Source organism: Clavibacter michiganensis (assembly GCF_021216655.1).
In the GTDB taxonomy this organism is placed as follows: Bacteria; Actinomycetota; Actinomycetes; order Actinomycetales; family Microbacteriaceae; genus Clavibacter; species Clavibacter michiganensis.
On the sequence record NZ_CP080437.1, the window covers coordinates 2,787,453 to 2,806,992 of the forward strand.

Sequence of the window (19,540 nt, forward strand, 5' to 3'; positions counted from 1 at the left end):
GTTCCGGGCCGGGTGGCGGCCGCGTGCCGGGCGGGCCCGGTGTGCTCGACTGTAGCCGCCGGTCGGCGGCGCGGGCGAGGGGTGGCGGGCGCGGATCCCCCGGGTGCCGGATTCAGTCGACGCGGCGGGCGGCGGCGCTCGAGTCGCGCACCACGAGCTCGGCCGGGATCCGGCTGGCCTGCGGGATCTCGCGCCCCTCGATCGCCGCGATGAGCACGTCGACGACGAGCGTGCCGAGCGCCGGGAAGTCCTGCTTCACGGTCGTGAGCGGCGGCAGGAAGTGGCGCGAGACGGGCAGGTCGTCGAAGCCGACGACGCTGAGGTCCTCCGGCACGCGGATCCCGCGGTCGTGCAGCCCGTGGATCACGCCGAGCGCCATCTCGTCGTTCGCCACGAACACGGCCGTGTACTCGGGCACCGCGGTGAGCCCCCTCGCGAAGTCGTAGCCGAAGTCGCTCGACCAGTCGCCGATCACGATGGGCCGCTCGCGCATGCCCCAGGCGCGGGTGCGGGCGTGGAAGGCGCGCTCGCGGGCACGCGCGTCGAGCCAGTCGAGCGGGCCGGAGACGTGCAGCACGTCGCGGTGGCCGAGGCTCGCGAGGTGGTCGACCACGAGTCGCGTGCCCGCGGACTGGTCGACCGAGACCGTGAGGAACGCCGGATCCTTCTCGGCCTTCACCACGAGCGTCGGCAGCCCGGTCGTGATGGTGCGGAGCACGGCGACCGACGACGAGCGCGGCGCGACCACGCACAGCGCGTCGATGCCCTGGCCGGTGAGGTGGCGCACGGCCTCCTCGGGCGTCGCGTCCTCGTCGTCGCGCAGCGCGAACGAGGCGACCGAGTAGCCGCCGTCGCGCGCCGACCGCTCGATGGCGCGCAGGATGCTCGACGGCCCGAACTCCACGGCGCTCTCGATGAGCACGCCGATGCGCAGCGCCTGCTGCGTGACGAGCTGGCGGGCCGCGCTGTTCGGCCGGAAGTCGAGCTCGGCGACGACCTCGAGCACGCGCTGCCGGGTCGACTCCTTGACCTGCGGGTGCCCGTTGAGCACGCGCGACACGGTCATGTGCGAGACGCCTGCCCGCTCCGCGACCTCGCGGAGGCCGAGCCGCTCGCCGCCGCTCCTGACGCTCACCCGTGCTCCATCCGGCATCCTCCGAGGCGGCGACCGCCGTCGCGCCCGCCGGGGCGCGGGCTGGTCGGATCCCCCGTCGCTGCGCACACCCTACCGGGGCGGATCCGCGCGGGGCCCGGGAGCGGAGCCCGCCGGACAGCGGTGCTGGCCTACCCGACCGTGTCGCGCCTGGCAACCCCCTCGGCGGGGCCGGACAGCGCTCGCCATCCGGAGCAGGGTGAAGGGGCGACGGTTTCGCCGCACGGAGAAATAGGAGCCCCTATGTACTTCCACGCACAGACCTGGATCAACGAGATCGCCGACGGCGAGCCCGACCCCGCCGCCGCGAACGCGCTGCAGGAGGGCCTCGGCGGCCAGTTCGGCGAGATGCGCACGATGATGCAGTACCTCTTCCAGGCGATGAACTTCCGCGGCGCCGCGGCCAAGCCGTACCGCGACCTGATCCAGGGCGTCGGCACCGAGGAGATCAGCCACGTCGAGCTCATCGGCACCACGATCTCGCGCCTGCTCGACGGCTCGCCCGAGTACACCGGCAGGCTCACCGACCCGCTCGACACCCCGGGCAAGGGCGGGGCGACGCCGCTGAGCATCGCGCTCGACCACGGCAACATCCACCACCACCTCGTGGGCGCCCAGGGCGCGCTGCCCGTCGACGCCGCCGGCAACCCGTGGAGCGGCAGCTACGTCTACAACTCGGGCAACCTCCCGCTCGACCTGCTCTACAACGTCATGCTCGAGTCGACCGGCCGCCTGCAGAAGTGCCGCATCTACGAGATGACGGACAACCCCGTCGCCCGCGCGACCGTCGCGTACCTCATCGTGCGCGACCAGGCGCACGAGAACGCCTACGCGAAGGCGCTCGAGACGCTCGGCGTCGACTGGGGCAAGCTCCTGCCGATCCCGAAGACAAACGCGGAGCAGTTCCCCGAGGTGAAGAAGCTGGTGGACCTCGGCCTCCAGAGCAAGCAGTACAGCTTCGACCTCGACGGCAAGAGCGAGGCCGGCCGGATCTTCCAGGGCACGTCGCCCTCGAAGGACGGCACCGACCTCACCGCGACCGAGCAGGCGCCCGTCGGCGTCCCGTCGACCATCGCGCCGGAGCGGCTCGAGGAGTTCGCTCCGGGTCTCGACAAGGACCTGCTGGCGCTCATCCAGGAGACGGCCGAGCGCGAGCTGGCCGAGGTCGAGGCGTTCTACGGGCCGACCGCGAAGGCCTGATCCGCTCCGCCTGAACCACGCTGCGGCGCCATCTCCTTCGGGAGGCGGCGCCGTCGTCGTGTGCGGGGCGCCACGCGCCTGTAGCTGATCCATTTCCGCACCGGCAGCAAGTGATGAGCGCTTCAGTATGAAGCTAATCACGATATAGGCGACTTCGGAGCACGTGATTTGTCGTCCTTTGCCCTCACGCGACCACCCACGCCTTCAACATTTTCGGCCGGAAAGACCCCCACTTCGGGGGAGTGCACCGCACATGGTGTTTCCGTGAAGTGCTAACTTACGGATGCAGCAATAGTGCGCGCACAGGGCTCGTCCGGACATGCCAATGTCGGCAGCATTTGGATGTCTGGGAAGAAGAGTGAAATGACAAAGAAGGACGAGCGGCGAAATAAAAAGGTGCTGGCGCGTTCGCAAAATGTGGCCCGTAGGCCTACTGTCGACCCGCCTGCAGCAAGTGCAGATGAGATCTGGAGCCGAATAACTGCTCTTACGGAGAGTGTAGTTACCACAACTTCTCAGACACGCGAGCCGACGATACGAAAGCGCGGATCCTCTCGAAAAAAGAATAAGCGGCGCAGGCTCGTGCTGTTGCTCGATATTCTTGGCGTAGCCGCTTGGCTCTTTGCTATCGTTAAGCTATTTTTTACGGATATTGACCGACTCATAATAAGCTATGTGGCTCCCGAATATATCTGGTTATCCGATATTCGCGCGATCGTCGCGCTCTGCCTGATAGCGCTGGTTCTACTCCTCGTGAAGAGGAGGACTCTCGGCTTGGCTGTAGCTTATGTGGCCGGATACCCCCTTGTCCTGCTTTTTTGGAAGCTACCAAAGTATGTTCTAAAGCAAAAGAGTGTTACTTTTGCAATTGGGCTCGCGGGATTAGTTGTAAGTGCTTTTGCGCGTGTAAAGTTCGTCGTATGTGCTCTTGCAATCGCATTGCTGGCGACCTTCGTAATAACCGCGTCGAACACTAAGGGGTTGGTGCTTGCGGCATCAGCGTGTCTCGTGGCCACGCTAGTATGGTCTCTGGTGGTTACGGCCAAGGACATGCTCAACGCTTCAGTGTTTGGGGCCGCTCAGGAGCAGTTTGTCGGCGCTGTATTCAGACGGAACTTCATCGAACTACTGATAAGCCCCGTTCAGCCTGATAAAGCCTCTATTCATGACTGGACGGCGGACGACGCCACAAAGTACCGCGACGCCGCGGGTCTGACGCTGCTCGTGCACAGGTTGCTCTATGTCTGGGCATATGCTCTCGATCAGTACCGCAAGAGCGCAACTATTGTGGTCGCTAATGTCGCGACCATAGTTGTTGCTGTGGTGCAGATAGTCTACGTTTTTGCGGTAGCCAACTATGGAGTTTGGAAAGTTGCTGGAGAGCAATACCGGTTTGCGGTCGAGCCAAGCTGGCTTGTTTTCTGTTACTATTCCCTTGTTGCCATGGGGGCGGGCGAAATTGATGCACTTCTGCCCAATGGAACCTATGCATTCGCGCTCAAGGTGGGTAACGCGGTGTTGGGTATTGGGGGCGTCTTGGGGCTGATTGGGTCGATACTTTTGGGTTATCGTGCGCAGAAAACTGCCGAGGTCTCGGATCAGGCGGTTGCCATGCTGACTGAAAAAGCAGCAGAGCTAGACGCTCATTCAGAGCGGCAGTATCACGAGGGTCTACATGGGCTTGAAACGCGCCTCGAGGAAGCGGGCTGGGGCATGAAGTGGCTTAATAAGTGGCTCCTCGAAGCTGTGCCGAGCGGGTGGAAGTCAAAGCGTCCGTAAGCTCTTGGGCCTTGGTGGCATCTGACGTTCAGGCGCGCTGTCCTATGCGACTGCCTGGAGGTTCCCTCGGGTGATAATTGATGCCACGGCGGAGGCGCGCCGGTTAACGAAGCTGGCACCCGGCACGCCCCTGCGAGCCCCCTGACCGGATCGCCCGACCCTGGGACACCCGCCGGGGCTCCGCCGTAGGCTGATGCATGGCCTCCGACCCCGCACCCCGAGACCCCGCCGCGCCCCTCTACCTCGACGTCGTGGACGGCTGGTGGCGCGCCGCCAACTACCTCTCCGTCGGCCAGATCTACCTGCTCGACGACCCGCTGCTCGAACGGCCGCTCACGCGCGACGACATCAAGCCGCGCCTCCTCGGGCACTGGGGCACGACCCCGCTGCTCAACTTCGTCTACGCGCACCTCAACCGGGCGATCATCGAGCGCGACCTCGACATGATCTACATCGCCGGCCCCGGTCACGGCGGCCCGGGCATGGTCGCGAACGCGTACCTCGACGGCACGTACTCGGAGCTGTTCTCGGCGGCGACGCCGGATCGCGCGGGCATGCGCCACCTGTTCCGCCAGTTCTCGTTCCCCGGCGGGGTGCCGTCGCACGCGGCGCCGGAGACGCCCGGATCCATCAACGAGGGCGGCGAGCTCGGCTACTCGCTCGTGCACGCCTTCGGCGCCGCGCTCGACAACCCCGACCTCGTGGTCGCGTGCGTGATCGGCGACGGCGAGGCGGAGACCGCGACGCTCGCCTCCAGCTGGCACCTCGACAAGTTCCTCGACCCGGAGACCGACGGCGCGGTGCTGCCGATCCTCAACCTCAACGGCTGGAAGATCGCGAACCCCACGATCCTCGCGCGCATCCCCGAGGAGGAGCTGCTCGCGCTCTTCACCGGTTACGGCTACTCCCCGCGGATCGTCTCGGGCGGCTTCGACGGCGAGGACCACGCCGCGGTGCACGAGCGGTTCGCGCTCGCGCTGGGCGAGGCGCTCGACGACATCAGCCGGATCCAGCTCGCGGCCCGCACGGGCGGCAGCGAGGAGCGACCGGCCTGGCCGATGCTGATCCTCCGCACGCCCAAGGGCTGGACCGGCCCGAAGGAGGTCGACGGCAAGCAGGTCGAGGGCACGTGGCGTGCGCACCAGGTGCCGCTGTCCGGCGTCCGCGACGACCCGGACCACCTCCGCCAGCTCCAGGAGTGGCTGGAGAGCTACCGCCCGCACGAGCTGTTCGACCGCGACGGGCGCCTGACCCCCGCGCTCCAGCCGAACCGTCCCGAGGGCGACCGGCGGATGAGCGCGAACCCGCACGCGAACGGCGGCCTGCTCCGTCGCGACCTCCGCCTCCCGCCGCTCGAGGTCAACGCGATCGACCTCAGCGACGGCCGCGGCGTCATCGCCGAGCCGACCCGCGTGCTCGGCGGCTGGCTGCGCGACGTGATCGCCCGCAATCCGCTCGACTTCCGGATCTTCGGCCCCGACGAGACCGCCAGCAACCGGCTCGACGACGTGTACGAGGTCACGGCGAAGGCCTGGCAGGGCGAGGTGCTGCCGGTCGACGAGCACCTGGCGCACGAGGGCCGGGTCATCGAGATCCTCAACGAGAACATCACGCAGGGGCTGCTCGAGGCCTACCTGCTCACCGGCAGGCACGGGCTCTTCACCTCCTACGAGGCGTTCATCCACGTGGTCGACTCGATGTTCAACCAGTACGCGAAGTGGCTCGAGTCGAGCTCGAAGGTGGAGTGGCGGCGGCCGGTCGCGTCGTTCACGTACCTGCTCTCCTCGCACGTCTGGCGGCAGGACCACAACGGCTTCTCGCACCAGGACCCCGGCTTCCTCGACCACGTCGTGAACAAGCGGGCCGAGATCGTGCGCGTGTACCTGCCGTTCGACGCGAACTCGCTGCTCGTGACGATGGACCGCTGCCTCCGCGGCACCGACCTGATCAACGTGGTCATCGCCGGCAAGCAGCCGACCGCGAGCCTGCTGTCGCTCGAGGAGGCCAGAGCCCACGGGGCGCGCGGCGTGGGCGTGTGGGAGTGGGCGGGCACCGAGGTGCCCGGGCTCGAGCCCGACGTCGTGGTCGCGTGCGCGGGCGACATCCCGACGGTGGAGGCGATGGCGGCGGTGCAGATCCTCAAGCGGGAGATCCCGCAGCTGCGCGTGCGGTTCGTCAACGTGGTCGACCTGATGCGTCTGCAGGACTCCACCCAGCACCCGCACGGCCTCGACGACGGATCCTTCGACGCCCTGTTCACGCGCGACAAGCCCGTCGTCTTCGCGTTCCACGGCTACCCGTCGCTCATCCACCGCCTCACGTACAAGCGGCACAACCACGAGAACATGCACGTGCGCGGCTTCGTGGAGCAGGGCGGCACGACCACGCCGTTCGACATGCTGATGCTCAACGACCTCGACCGGTTCCGGCTCGTGATGGACGTGATCCGCCGCGTGCCGCACCTCGAGACGACCTACGCGGGCCTCTCGCAGCGCATGGACGACGAGCGCATCGCGCACCGCGTGTTCACGCGCGAGCACGGCGAGGACATGGCCGACGTGTCGGGCGCGGAGGGGCTGCCGTTCGCGGATCCGACGCGGCAGACGGCGATCGACACCGGCGACGACAACGCCTGAGCCGCGGCGCGCGGCGGCCGCCCGACGTCAGCCGACGTCGGGCGACCGCATCACGGGGCCGGCGCGAGCGTCGCGTCGACTCCCGTGACCACCTGGCCCCAGCGGGAGACGGCGATGCGCGTGGCGAGCGCGCGCTGCGTGCGGTCGCCTGACCACTCGGGGAGGTAGGCGCGCGGATCCGACGACGGCGTGCCGAAGCGCACCACGTAGAAGCCGGGCTCCAGGTTGCCGAGCGCGTAGCGGCCGGACGCGTCCGTGAAGCCGGACGCCTCCAGGCGCCCGTCGCCGGTCGCGCGCAGGACGTCGACGGGAGCGGCCGCGGCGGGCGCGCCGCCCGGGAGCGTGACCGTGCCGCCGATGCCCGCGGGGGTGCGGATCACGATGTCGACGCGGGTCTCGCGGCCGGCGGGCGCGGTGAAGAAGCGCGCGTCCCGCCACTCGTTGACCTGGCCGAGGTACTGGGACGCGGGCGTGCCGCCGAGCGCGACCCAGGCGCGCAGCGTGTACCGCGTGGCGCGCATCCCCTCGAAGCGGAACGCGCCGTCGACGATGTCGACGCTGTCGCCGAACGGGATGTCGGACAGCTCGAGGGAGACCTCGCCCGTGCGGACGAGGTTCCGGGGATCCACGCGGTCGAGGTAGACGCGGCCGACGACGGTGGCGGTGGTGGCGCTGTCGGTCGCGCCAGCCGTGGGCGGGACGGGATCCGCGGACGCGGGGGAGGCGGGGCCGGCCTGAGCGGCGGTGATCAGGGCCAGGGCGATGAGGCCGACGAGACCGCGTCGGCGGACGGATGGCATGGGCGCTCCGATGCTCGGACCGGCGGGATGCCGGTCGGGAGACCGGTCTACTCCGCCGCCGCCCCGAGGTCACGACCCCCGATGGGGGCGGTCAGCGCGCGGTCGGCGCGGCGCGGGATTGCCGGGCGGTCGGATCCGGCGCGAGCTGCACGTAGATCGCCGGCAGCTGGGTGTCGAGCGTCGCCGTGTAGCGGGTCGCGGTGGCGAGGGTGCCGGTGCCTCCGGCCCATCGCGGGAGCTGCCGCGGGGTCTCGCCGGCCGCGGCGACGTAGACGACGTACTCGCCGGGCGTGATCCCGTTCAGGCTGAAGCGGCCGTACTGGTCGACGAACGCGACGAGGCCGGTGGTCGGGGCCGCTCCCTCCACGGCCGCGGCCACGGGGACGAAGCGCACGGACGCCGCGGGGGTGCCCACCCCGTCGGACCGGTAGATCTGGCCCTTCGCGCTCGCGCCGCGGTTGAGCTCCACGTCGATCCCGGTGACCGGCGTGCCCCACTGCGCGACCGTCACCGGCGTCGCGCTCTCCCTGTCGTAGGCGTCCGAGTACCACTCGCCGATGATGCCGCGGGAGTCGCCGACGGGCGTACCGACCTTGATCAGGTAGTCGCCGGGCTCCGCGCTCGAGAGGGTGTACCCGCCCTGCGCGTCCGTCGTCGTGGAGTCGAGGAGCTGGCCGTAGTACGTGCGGTAGGCGGCGACCGAGAGGCCCTTCGCGGGGACCCCGCCCGTCGTCGTGACCGTGCCCTGGATGGTGGCGTACCGCTTGAGGACCACATCCACGCGGACGGTCCCGTCGGCCTGCACCGCGAACGTCTGCGCCCGCTTCACGTCGTTCGTCTGCCCGTAGTACTGGTAGAGGTACTTCCCGCCGACGGTGAAGAAGGCGTGCAGCCGGTACTCGCCCGGGCGCACGCCCGAGAAGGCGAACGCGCCACCGACGACGCCGGAGACGAGGCCGTCGCTGAACTCGTAGGGCGCCGGCTCGAGGTAGATCTCGCCGGAGGACACGAGGTTGGCCGGATCCACGGAGTCGAGGTAGATGTTCCCGACCACCTTCCCGGTCGACGGCTGCTCGGGGAGGTCGACGCCCGCGGCCGCGACCGGCGGCGTCGCCGCGCTGGTGCGGGTGGTGGGCGTGATCCCGGGTGCCGTGCCGGTGACCGTCGCGGTGATCCGCTTCCCGGCGTCCGCGTCGACGGGCGTGTAGGAGATGGACGTCGCGCCCGCGACGGCCACGCCGTCCACCTGCCAGGCGTAGGCGAAGGAGGTCGGGCGCGGGGCCCACACGCCCGAGACGGCGCGCAGCGGGCGGCCGACCTGCACGTCGCCCGTGATCACCGGGTCGGCGGCCTCGGTGAAGGGGACCGTGGCTACGGGAGGCGTGGGGTCGGGGGTCGGCGTCGGATCCGGGGTCGGGGTCGGGGTGGGAGCGGGCGTCGGGTCCGGCGTCGGGGCCGTGGGCGTGGGCGTCGGGGCGGGCGGCGTCGGCGTCGTGGCGGCGGGCGCGACGGCGGCGGTCGACCCGCTCGATCGCGCGAGGGACGCGTACCCGCCCCGGCGCGCGGTGACCGTGAGGTCGATGCGCGCGCCTGCGTCGGCGGCGGTCAGCTTCAGCGTGGATCCGGTCGCGCCCGCGATGGCCACGCCGTCGCGCCACCAGCGGTAGCCGAAGGTCGTCGGCTTCGGCGCCCAGTCGCCGGTGACGGCGGTGAGCGTGGAGCCGACGCGCGGGGTACCGGTGATGGTCGGCTTGGGCGACGCGGTGAAGGCGGGCGTGGCGCGGGTCGCGCTCGCGGTGGTGCTTGCGCTGGTCCGCGCGTCGGCCGCGGTGGCGGATCCCGCGATGCCGGCCTGCGCGGACAGGACGAGCGAGAGCGACAGCAGCCCGATCAGGGCGCGTCGACGTGGTGCGTGCATGGATCCCCCGGTCCGGCGCCGCCGACCGCGGTGCCGCTGCATGCCTACCGCGCGGCGGGCTCCGCTGTCGACGTGTCGCGCGGAACGGGGGCGCGGCGGACTGACGACGACGACGACGCCGCCACGACCCGGTGCGGTCGTGGCGGCGTCAGCGGCCGTGCGGTCCCGGTCAGCGGACCTGCAGCGCGCCCGTCGCCGCGACCGCCGGGGCCGAGCGGATCGCGAGGGACACGTCCTTCCCGGCGGGCACGACCAGCTCCGAGCGGTCGGCGCCGGTCCCGCCGTCCCACCACCGGGACGACGGCACGTAGTCGCGGAAGTACGTCACCTGCACGCGGTAGGTGCCGGCGGGCACCGAGTCGAGGAACGCGTCGCTTCCCGGGAAGACGAACGTGGTCCTCTTCGCGGTGCCGCCCTGGAACAGGGTGACCTGGGCGTGGCCGGCCCAGCCGGCTGCCGGCGAGCCCGAGATCGTGGCGGTCACAGAGGAGCTGACCACGAGGCGCGTGTCCACGGCCGGGAGGTCGGCGCCGCGTGTCGCGGTGTAGACCGTCGCCGAGGCGAGCGATCCGCTGCCGCCCAGCCACTGGGACGCGTACGAGGGAGCCTCGGAGCGGTCGGCCGTGACGAACACGTAGTACCGGCCGGGCAGGATCCCGGTGACGCGGAACCGGCCCACCGCATCGGTCCCCGCGGCGCGGCTCGCCGTCCGAGGGTCGGCGCCGAGCAGGGCCGTCGCCTCGGGGACGACGTACACGCCGGCGCCCGCGTACGGCGTCCCGTCCGGTCCGCGGACCAGCCCTGAGAGCCGGGTCCCGGCGTCCAGCGTCGGGTCGACGCCCGTCACGGCCTGGCCCCAGCCGACCGTGAAGCGCGTGGCCGCGTTGCGGTCGTCTGTGTCGCTGTACCACTCGCCGATGACGCCGTCCGGGTTCGTGAACGGGGCGGTGAAGTGCCCCTCGTACTGGCCGGGGGTCAGCCCGTCGGCGAGGAAGCGACCGGCCGCATCCGTGGTCGCGCTGGAGACCTGGCCACCGCGCACCCGGAAGACCTCGACCTGGGATCCGACCGCAGGGCTGCCGTCGGACAGCGTCGCGGTGCCGCTGATGGTCGCGTAGCGCTTGAGCACGACGTCGAGCCGCACGGTGCCGTCGGCCTGCACGGTGAAGGTGCGGCCGTCCGTGACGCCGTCCGCCTCGCCGTAGTACTGACGCAGCTCCCGCCCGCCCACGGTCACGCTCGCGAACAGCCGGTAGTCACCCGGCAGGAGTCCCTCGGCGCGGAAGGCGCCGTCGACGATGGGCGCCGACGTGGCCTGGGCTGCGCCGGCGCGGAAGGGGATGACCTCGCCGGACGAGATCAGGTTGCCGGGGGCGACGGAGTCGAGGTAGACGCGGCCGACGATCGTGCCGGTCGCCGGTACGGGAGGCGGGGTGGTGGCGGCGACGACCGCGGCCGTGCGGGCGCTCGTCCGGGCGGCGGGGTTGTAGCCGACCGCGCTGCCGGTGACCGTGACGGTGATGCGCTTGCCGATGTCCGCGGCGACGGGCGTGTAGTACTCGCCCGTGGCGTTGGAGATCGCCTCGTCGTCGGCGAACCAGCGGAACTCGAAGGTCGGGTCGGGGCTCCAGGCGTTCGGCACGGCGCGCAGCGCGGAGCCGACGACGGCCGATCCGGTGATGGTGGGCACGGCCGTGGTGAGAGTGCCGCGGCCGACGGTGGCCGGCGTCGGAGCGCTCATGCGCACGGTGGTCGCGTAGCCGTCGCGGTACCCCGCGACCGACACCGACAGGGCGCGACCGAGGTCGGAGTAGGTCGGCGTGTATGTGGATGCGGTGGCGCCGAAGATCGGCTTGTCACCGACGAACCACTGGTAGGCGAAGCGCGGCGACGGGGTCCAGGTCCCGGGGACCGCGGTCAGCGGGCTGCCGATGGCCGCGGTGCCGGTGATGGTCGGCGCGGGCGCCGCGGTGAACGGCAGCGCGGCGGGGGCGGCCGTGACGGCCGCGGTCGGGCCGCTCGAGCGGGCCAGGGACGTGTAGCCGCTCTTCGCGGCGGTGACCGTGACGGTGATCCTCTTCCCCTGGTCGGCGGCGACCGGTACGTAGCGGGCGTCGGTCGCGCCCGAGATCGCGACCCCGTCGCGCCACCAGCGGTAGGAGAACGAGTCGGGCGCCGGGGTCCACGTGCCCGTGACCGCGGTGAGCGGCGAGCTGACCTGCGCGGTGCCGGTGATCGTGGGTCGAGGCGACGCGGTGAACGCGGCGGCGGCCTGCACGGCGGCGGGGGCAGACCCCCGTGAGGCATCGGGGGCGGCGGATGCGGCGGGCGTGGGCGCTTCGGCGGCGGATGCGCCGGAGGCGATCCCCACCTGCGCGGAGGCGACGAGCGCCAACGAGAGGAGGCCGACGACGGCCCGACGACGTGCAGATGACATGACGCTCCTGGATCCCGACCGCGTCCGTGCGGCCTGCCCCAGTCCTATCGCGCGCTCGCCCTCCGGCGCCGTACCCAGTTCGGGTCGGGTCGGGGCAGCGGCCGCCGGTGTCGGTGCGGGCGGCGCGCGCGTCGGACGCGCTGCCGGTCACCCGGACCGGTCCGCGTGACGACGGCGCCGCCACCACCCCGGGCTGCGGCGGCGGCGGCGCCGTCGGTCGTGCTCGTGCTGCTAGCGGACCAGGCGCGCCCCCGCAGGAGCGACCCGCGTGATCGCCTTCGCGACGATGGAGATCGAGTCCCCGGCGCGCACCACGATCTCGGACCTGTCAGCGTAGGTGCCGCCGTTCCACCAGTAGGCCTTGGCGTTGAAATCGTCGTCGTAGTAAGTGATCGCGACGTTGTAGGTGCCCGGCGGCAGATCGCGGAGGAAGGCAGGATCACCGTTCCAGGCCCAGCTGTAGAACTTGCGTACACCGTCCTGATATAGGGACACCAGTGCTCTGTCCGGGTCCCACCCTGCTGCCGCGAGACCCGTCACTTGCACCGTCACGGACGGGCTGACCGCCAACTGCACGTCTACCCGCGGCAGGGTAGTCCCGCGAGCGGCCGTGTACGTCGTTGATGTCTCCAACGAACCCGTCCCGCCGGCCCACCGTGTCTCGTAGACCGGCGCTGACGACCGGCTGCTGCTCACCAGTACTTTGTACTTCCCAGGAGCTATCGCGGGGAAGGCGTAGTAACCGCCGGCATCCGCGGTGACGTTCATGGTCGTCAGACCCTCCACGTCGTCTTGGGGGACTAGTGAGACTTGAGCACCACCAAGGGCACCCGTCAGCGACGTTATCTGTCCTGCGAGACGAGTGCCGGGTGTCAGCACCGCATTGACGCCGATGGCGGCTTGGCCCCATTGAGATATCGTGACCGTCTTTCCGGACGCTCGGGTGTCCGAGTCACCGAACCATTCGCCGACCACGGCGCCGTCATTAGGCGTGGGAGAGCCGAAGCGCACCTTGTATGTACCAGGGACGATGTCCCGCAAGGTGAACCTTCCACCCCGGTCTGTCCGGGTCGAGCCGACTTCGGCGCCGTCGCCATCAGCCCTGAAGATCGAGACCGGGACGTCGCCCGTCAACTCGTCAGTAGCCGAGACGGTTCCGCTCACCGAGGCGTATCGCTTGACGACCACGTCAATGGTCATCGTGCCATTCGACTGCACGGCGAAGGTCTGGGCTGACTTGAGGTCGTTGGTCTGTCCGAAGTACTGGATGATGTACTCCCCGGCGACCTCGACCTCGACACGCAGCCCGTACTCGCGGGGCCGGATGTCCGACATGGAGTAAGCGCCGTTCCCGATAGCAGCCGAGTAGTCGGCCCAGCCGTATTCGGGGTTGACCAGATCGATGTTGCCTTCTGTGACCAGGTTCTGCGGATCCACGAAGTCGAGGTAGACGTTGCCGACGACTTTTCCGTTCCAGACCTGCTCGGGAGGCTGTGTGTCCATTCCGACGACGCCTGCTGTGCGTCCGCTCGTACGTGCGACGGCCGAGTAACCAGGCGCGGTCCCCGTCACGGTCGCAGTGATGCGCTTTCCGATGTCGGCCGAGCCGGGCGTGTAGTCCTGCGCATTGGCCCCGTCGATTTTCACGTCATTCGCGTACCAGACGAACGTAAATGACGGCTTGGGCGTCCAGATCCCCGGCACCACACGGAGGGGATATCCAACTCGGGCGTCTCCCACGATGACCGGCTGCGTCGACGCGATGGCCGGCTTCCCGACCGCCGCGGTGGCAGCGCTCGTCCTGGCGGTCGTGATGTAGCCGGTGGCCTTCGCGGTGATGGTGACCGTGATCGTCTTGCCGAGGTCGGCCGTGCCGAGCGCGTAGGTCGAGCCGGTGGCGCCGGAGATCGCGGTGCTGCCCGCCGACCACTGGTACGTGAAGGCCGGGGCGGGTGACCAGGATCCGGTCGTCGCGGTGAGCACGCCGCCGACGGCGACGGTCCCCGTGATGGTGGGCGACGACGCGACCGCGAAGGCCTTGGCGGCCGGCGCGGCGACGACCGCGGCGCTCGCCGCGCTCGTCTTCGACGCGGACGTGTAGCCCGAGCGCGCACCCGTCACGGTGACGGTGATCTTCTTGCCGACGTCGGCCGCGACGGGCGCGTAGGTCGACGCGGTCGCGCCGGAGACGGCCACGTTCGCCACGAACCAGCGGTACGAGAACGTCGTCGGCACGGGTGCCCAGGTGCCGGTCGCGGCCGTGAGGGTCGAGCCCACCTGGGCCGTCCCGCTGATGGTGGGCGTCGGCACGGTCGTGAACGTCGACGGCGTGGTGACGGGCGCGGCCACGACGGCAGCGCTCGCGGCGCTGGTCTTCGCCGCGGTCGTGTAGCCCGAGCGGCTGCCGGTGACGGTGACCGTGATGCGCTTGCCGACGTCGGCCGCGGCGGGCGTGTAGGTGGAGGCCGTGGCGCCGGTGACGGCCACGTTGGCCACGAACCAGCGGTAGGCGAAGGTCGTCGGCACGGGCGCCCACGTGCCGGTGGCCGCGGTGAGCGGCGTGCCGACCTTCGGGGTCCCGGTGATCGTCGGCGTCGGCACGGTGGTGAAGGCGACGGGGGAGGGCGCGGCCGCCACGGTCGCGGTCGCGGCGCTCGACTTGGCGAGCGACGTGTAGCCGGACTTGTTCGCAGTCACGGTCAGCGTGATCTTCTTGCCGAGGTCCGCCGCGACGAGCGTGTACGCGGATCCGGTCGCGCCGGAGATCGCGACCCCGTTGCTCCACCACTTGAAGGTGAACGAGTCGGGCTGCGGCGCCCAGGTGCCGGTGACGGCGAAGAGGGTGGAGCCGACCTGGGCGGTGCCGGTGATCGACGGCTGGGGCGCGGTGGTGAAGGTGACGGCGGTGGTGCGGACGGCGGCGGTGCCGGCGGGCGCGTCGGCGGCGATGGCGCTGGTCGCCATGCCCGCCTGCGCGGAGGCCACGAGGGCCAGCGAGAGGAGGCCGACGAGGGCGCGTCGGCGTGCGGTTGTCATGGTGCTCCTGGATCCGGGGGCCGCTTCGGGTGCGGCCGTCGGGCATGCTTACCGGCTCCTCCCAGGTGCTGTCGTGTACCCAGTTCGGGCTCCGTTCCCGCAATGCGCCGCTGATCGGGTCGATGCCGTCGGCACCCGCGACCCGCGGGGGTCTCCCGTACCGTGGTGGGCGTCGCCAGCCGGACGACGCCCACCCGAGCATCGGAGGCTCCGCATGGCCGCATCCACCCGCATCCTCCCGCCCCGGATCAGCGACCCGCGGCTCGAGGGGCTCGCCGACGGCGACCCGTCCGACCTCGACGCGCACGCGTCCTTCGAGCGGCTGCGCTTCGCCGACGCCGACCTCACGGACGCCGACCTCGTCGACATCGGGTTCGAGGAGTGCGCGCTCGAGCGGATCCGCCTGCACGAGGCCGACCTCACCGCCGCGAGCCTCGTGGACGTTCTCGCCTCACGCCTCGACGCGCCCGTGCTGAAGGCGCCGCGCATCCGGATGCGCGACGTGCGCCTCGAGGGCTCGCGCGTGGGATCCGCCGAGCTCTACGACGCGTCGCTCTCCTCCGTGCACATCACCGACTGCCAGCTCGGCTTCGTGAACCTGCGCGGCTCGAAGATCACCGACCTGCTCATCACCGACTGCGCCATCGAGGAGCTGGATCTCCGCGGCACCGCCGGCATGCGCGTCGCGTTCGCCCGCACCACCATCGGCACGCTCGACCTCGCCGACTCGTCGCTCACGCACCTCGATCTCCGCGGCGCCGAGATCATGGACCTCGACACCCCCGACGGCCTCCGCGGCGCCGTGCTCGACTCGACCCAGCTCATGGCGCTCGGGCCGGTCTTCGCGCGGCAGTTCCGCGTGCGCGTCGAGGACTGAGGACAGGCCGGCCCGGCGGATCAGCCGCGCGATGCCGCCCGACGCGACGTGTCCGGCGACGCGAGCAGCCACAGCAGGTAGAGGCCGCCGATCGCGGAGGTGGCGAGCCCGACCGGGATCTGGAAGGGGCTGAGCAGGCGGCCGGCCACGAGGTCGGCGACGCTCAGCAGCAGCGCCCCGACCACGAGCGCGGGCAGCATGCGGCCGCGACTCCCGGGCATCATGCGGCGGGCGAGGTGGGGCGCGGCGAGCGCGACGAACCCGACCGGGCCCACGGCCGCGACCCCGACCGCGGCCAGCGCGACGCCCGCCGCGAGCAGCACGGTCCGCCACCTGCCCACGTCGAGGCCGAGCGCGCGGGCGGTGTCGTCGCCCATCTCGAGCATGCGCAGCGGCGGCTCGCCGAGGAACGCGAGCGGCACGATCACCGCCAGCACCAGCACGGCGGGCGCGACCTGCGGCCAGGAGATCCCGTTGAGCGTGCCGAAGCGCCAGGTCGCGGCGGCCTGCGCCAGCTCGAGGTCGCTGCGGGTGATGAGGAAGTCGTTCACCGACGCCAGCATCGCGCCGACCGCGATGCCCACCAGCACGAGCCGCTCGCCCGTGGTCGCCGTGCGGGAGCTCATGAGGTGCACGGCGAACGCGGTCGCGAAGCCGCCCACCACCGTGCCGAGGGCGATGGACCCGGCGGAGGAGGGGGCGGCCGCGGTGGATCCCGTCACCAGGATCGCGACGAGCCCGCCGGTTGCCGCGCCCGTGCTGAAGCCGATGACGTCCGGGCTGCCGAGCGGGTTGCGCGAGACGCTCTGGAACACCATCCCGCTGAGGCCGAGCGCGGCCCCGACCGCGACCGCGCACACCACGCGCGGCAGCCGCTGGTCGGCGACGATGAAGCGGGCCTGCGCGTCGCCGCCGCCGAGCAGGGCGTCGAGGGCCTGCGCCGGCGACAGCGGGTAGGCGCCCGGGCCGAGGCCCACCGCGGCGGCGCCGAGGACGGCGAGCACGAGGATCCCGAGCACGACGCGGTCCCGCCGCGGGATGCGCGGCCTCACCGCGCGCCCGTCCGCCGGAGCACGAGCGCGAGCAGCACGGGCGCGCCGATGAACGCCGTGACGATGCCGGCCTCCAGCTCGCCGGGCCGCGCGACGATCCGGCCGAGGACGTCGGCGCCGAGCACGAGCATCGGCCCGGCCGCCACGGATCCGAGCAGCACGGGCCGCTCGCGCCGCCCGACGACCAGGCGCACGGCGTGCGGCACGACGAGCCCGACGAAGGAGATCGGCCCGGCGACCGCGGTGGCGGCACCGCAGGCGACGGTCACGAGGGCGAACCCCGCCAGCCGCACGCGCCCGACCGAGCTGCCGAGCGCGGTCGCCGTGTCGTCGCCGAGCGCGAGCACCGCGAGCGGGCGCACGAGCAGCAGCGCCCCGACGACCACGACGGCCGTGAGCGGCAGGAGCCAGACGAGGTCGGCGGGGTCGCGCGAGGCCACGGATCCCACCACCCAGGAGCGGTAGTCGCCGAAGGTGCGCGAGTCGGAGAGCGTGACCACGCCCGTGACGGAGGCGAGGCTCGCGGTGAGCGCGGTGCCGGCGAGGAGCAGGCGGGTGGGATCCGCGCGCGGCCCCGCCCGCATCCCGACGAGCACCACGACCACGGCGGCGATCGCGGCCCCGGCGAACGCGGGCCACGCGTAGCCGGCTGCCGAGCCGACCCCGAGGACCGCGACGCTGAGCACCACGGCGAGCGAGGCGCCCGCGTTGACGCCGAGGAGGCCGGGCTCGGCGAGCGGGTTCCGGGTCATGGCCTGCATCACGACGCCGGTGACCGCGAGCAGCACGCCGACGGCCACCGCGAGGAGCGTGCGCGGCGCCCGCAGCTGCCAGACGATGATCGCGTCCCGGCTGCCGTCGTCCGGGTGCAGGATCGCGTGCCACACGGAATCGAGGGCTATGTCGCGGGATCCCGTCGCGAGGCTCACCGCGCACAGCGCCACGAGCGCGGCGAGGGCCACGACCGCGGTGGCGGCGACGGGCGCGGGTCGGGTCGGTGGCATGGCCGGGTAAGGCTACCCTAAGCTGCCTCGGTGATCATCGCCTCCCCACTCCGACCCGACCGCCGTCCGACCCGCCGCCGCCTCGCGGGCGTCGCGCTCGCCGCCACCGTCCTCGTCGCGCTCGCCGGGTGCGCCGCGCCGGCCGCATCCACCGGCACCGGATCCGCATCCGGCAGCGCAGGCACCGACGCCGACGCGGCCGGCACCGGCTACACGACGCCGCGCACCATGCCCGACGGCAAGGGCAGCGGCCAGCCCGACGGCGTCTTCCCGCGCACCGTCGTCCACTTCGCGGGCACGACCGCGATCCCCGCGGCGCCCCAGCGCGTCGCCGTGATCTCGACCGGCCAGGCCGACTCGCTGCTCACCCTCGGCATCGTCCCCGTCGCCTCCACCGCGGCCGACGGCGCGGCCGTCGTCCCCGACTACCTCACCCGCGCGTTCCCGGAGGACGCCGACGCGCTCGCCGCCGTCGCGCCGCTCGGCGACCGCATCTCGCCCGACATCGAGAGCGTCGCGGCGGCGAAGCCCGACCTGATCCTCATGAACGTCACCGGCAAGGACGCGGCCTCGCTCTACGCGAGCCTCTCCGCCATCGCGCCCACGGTCGCGACGCAGGGCACGGGCCTCTACTGGAAGCAGGACCTCCTGCTCCTCGCCGACGCGGTCGGCCGCACCCAGCAGGCCGCCTCCTGGCTCGACTCCTACCAGTCCGACGCCGCCGCCTTCGGCGCGGGCCTCGCCGACCGCCCGACGGTCTCGTTCCTCCGCTCCTCCGCCGACCGCATCCGCGTCTTCGGCGTGGCGTCCTTCGCCGGATCCGTGGCCGAGGACGCGGGCCTCCCGCGCCCCACGGCGCAGGACTTCACGGACGAGACCTCGCGCGACATCAGCGAGGAGCAGATCGACCTGGCCGAGGGTGACCACGTGTTCGCGGGCGTCCAGGGCGGCGACGACACCGCGCTCACCGGGCTGCCGCTCTGGCCGACGCTGCAGGCGGTCGAGGACGACGCGGTGACCTTCGTGGACGACGACGTGTTCTACCTCAACACCGGGCCGACGGCGGCGCGGTCGGTGCTCGAGGCGATGCGGTCGGCGCTCGGCTGATCCGCGCGGCTACGCGCCGCCGGGGATCCGCAGCTTGAACCCGACATGCGAGCGCGCGTACCCGAGCCGCTCGTAGAAGCGGTGGGCGTCGACGCGCGCGGCGTCCGAGGTGAGCTGCACGAGGGGCGTGCCGAGGGCGGGCGCTGCGGCGTCGGCGACCCACCGCATCATGGCGCCGCCGATGCCGGCCGAACGCAGGTCGCTCCGCACGCGCACGGCCTCCACCTGGAGGCGGGAGGCGCCGCGCCGGGCCATGCCGGGGATCCGCGTGAGCTGCAGCGTGCCGACGACCGCGCCGCCCGCGTCGGCCGCGACGAGCAGGTCGTTCGCGGGGTCGGCGAGGATGCGCGCGAGGGCGTCGCGGTAGAGGTCGGCGTCGCCCGGATCCGCCCGATCGCCGCGCCCTGCGCTCACCGGGTCGTCGGCGAGCAGCCGCATCAGCTCCGCGAGGTCGGCCACGGTCGCACGGCGGAGGATCACCCCGTCGACGCGCGCGGCGAGCGGGACGGGGAGGGCGAGGTCGGCGAGCACGCCCCCATCC

13 protein-coding genes are annotated in these 19,540 nt (G+C 71.6%); 5 read left to right on the forward strand and 8 right to left on the reverse strand.

All coding sequences use genetic code 11. The features are described 5' to 3' along the window. Positions 1-112: 112 nt before the first annotated feature. On the reverse strand, positions 113-1,135 hold the full coding sequence (locus tag K0V08_RS13175) for a LacI family DNA-binding transcriptional regulator (RefSeq protein WP_011931645.1): 1,023 nt from the start codon (positions 1,133-1,135) through the stop codon (positions 113-115). Positions 1,136-1,396: 261 nt separating this feature from the next. Between K0V08_RS13175 and K0V08_RS13180 the strand changes: the two genes are divergently transcribed. From K0V08_RS13180 to K0V08_RS13190, 3 genes are all read left to right on the forward strand, one after another. Further along, positions 1,397-2,353 (forward strand): manganese catalase family protein, encoded by a 957-nt coding sequence (locus tag K0V08_RS13180; protein WP_079531329.1) that lies wholly within the window; start codon positions 1,397-1,399, stop codon positions 2,351-2,353. Between the two features lie 363 nt (positions 2,354-2,716). Beyond that, a complete protein-coding gene (locus K0V08_RS13185) occupies positions 2,717-4,132 on the forward strand; it encodes a hypothetical protein (RefSeq protein ID WP_128516956.1) in 1,416 nt (471 codons plus the stop codon). Between the two features lie 197 nt (positions 4,133-4,329). Continuing rightward, positions 4,330-6,768, forward strand: coding sequence for a phosphoketolase family protein (locus K0V08_RS13190; RefSeq protein WP_079531332.1), 2,439 nt, complete (start codon positions 4,330-4,332; stop codon positions 6,766-6,768). A 50-nt stretch (positions 6,769-6,818) separates the two neighbouring features. Here K0V08_RS13190 and K0V08_RS13195 read toward each other — a convergent pair whose 3' ends face one another. The 4 genes from K0V08_RS13195 to K0V08_RS13210 form a co-directional block, all read right to left on the reverse strand. Further along, entirely contained in the window at positions 6,819-7,568 is a 750-nt protein-coding gene (locus K0V08_RS13195) for a carboxypeptidase regulatory-like domain-containing protein (RefSeq protein WP_079531335.1), read from the reverse strand. Between the two features lie 91 nt (positions 7,569-7,659). Next, the gene (locus K0V08_RS13200; RefSeq protein ID WP_079531338.1) at positions 7,660-9,486 is read right to left on the reverse strand and encodes a carboxypeptidase-like regulatory domain-containing protein; all 1,827 of its coding nucleotides are present in this window, start codon (positions 9,484-9,486) and stop codon (positions 7,660-7,662) included. A gap of 169 nt (positions 9,487-9,655) precedes the next feature. Then, positions 9,656-11,923, reverse strand: a complete 2,268-nt coding sequence (locus tag K0V08_RS13205; RefSeq protein WP_079531340.1) for a carboxypeptidase regulatory-like domain-containing protein — start codon at positions 11,921-11,923, stop codon at positions 9,656-9,658. A 231-nt stretch (positions 11,924-12,154) separates the two neighbouring features. Continuing rightward, a complete protein-coding gene (locus K0V08_RS13210; protein ID WP_079531344.1) occupies positions 12,155-14,959 on the reverse strand; it encodes a carboxypeptidase-like regulatory domain-containing protein in 2,805 nt (934 codons plus the stop codon). Between the two features lie 214 nt (positions 14,960-15,173). On the opposite strand from K0V08_RS13210, the gene K0V08_RS13215 reads away from it, so the two are divergent. Further along, the gene (locus tag K0V08_RS13215) at positions 15,174-15,836 is read left to right on the forward strand and encodes a pentapeptide repeat-containing protein (protein WP_079531346.1); all 663 of its coding nucleotides are present in this window, start codon (positions 15,174-15,176) and stop codon (positions 15,834-15,836) included. Between the two features lie 20 nt (positions 15,837-15,856). Here K0V08_RS13215 and K0V08_RS13220 read toward each other — a convergent pair whose 3' ends face one another. Together K0V08_RS13220 and K0V08_RS13225 are read right to left on the reverse strand one after the other, a co-directional pair. Beyond that, positions 15,857-16,888 carry a FecCD family ABC transporter permease gene (locus K0V08_RS13220; RefSeq protein ID WP_079531349.1) on the reverse strand — a complete coding sequence of 344 codons (1,032 nt, stop codon included), beginning with the start codon at positions 16,886-16,888 and terminating at the stop codon, positions 15,857-15,859. Beyond that, positions 16,885-17,892 carry a FecCD family ABC transporter permease gene (locus tag K0V08_RS13225; protein WP_079531350.1) on the reverse strand — a complete coding sequence of 336 codons (1,008 nt, stop codon included), beginning with the start codon at positions 17,890-17,892 and terminating at the stop codon, positions 16,885-16,887. Before K0V08_RS13225 ends, K0V08_RS13220 begins: the two co-directional genes overlap by 4 nt. Positions 17,893-17,922: 30 nt before the next feature. On the opposite strand from K0V08_RS13225, the gene K0V08_RS13230 reads away from it, so the two are divergent. After that, entirely contained in the window at positions 17,923-18,999 is a 1,077-nt protein-coding gene (locus K0V08_RS13230; RefSeq protein ID WP_079531351.1) for an ABC transporter substrate-binding protein, read from the forward strand. Positions 19,000-19,008: 9 nt separating this feature from the next. Here the strand turns inward: K0V08_RS13230 and K0V08_RS13235 are convergent, their stop codons facing one another. Continuing rightward, positions 19,009-19,530 (reverse strand): GNAT family N-acetyltransferase, encoded by a 522-nt coding sequence (locus tag K0V08_RS13235; RefSeq protein WP_079531353.1) that lies wholly within the window; start codon positions 19,528-19,530, stop codon positions 19,009-19,011. Between the last annotated feature and the right edge of the window lie 10 nt (positions 19,531-19,540).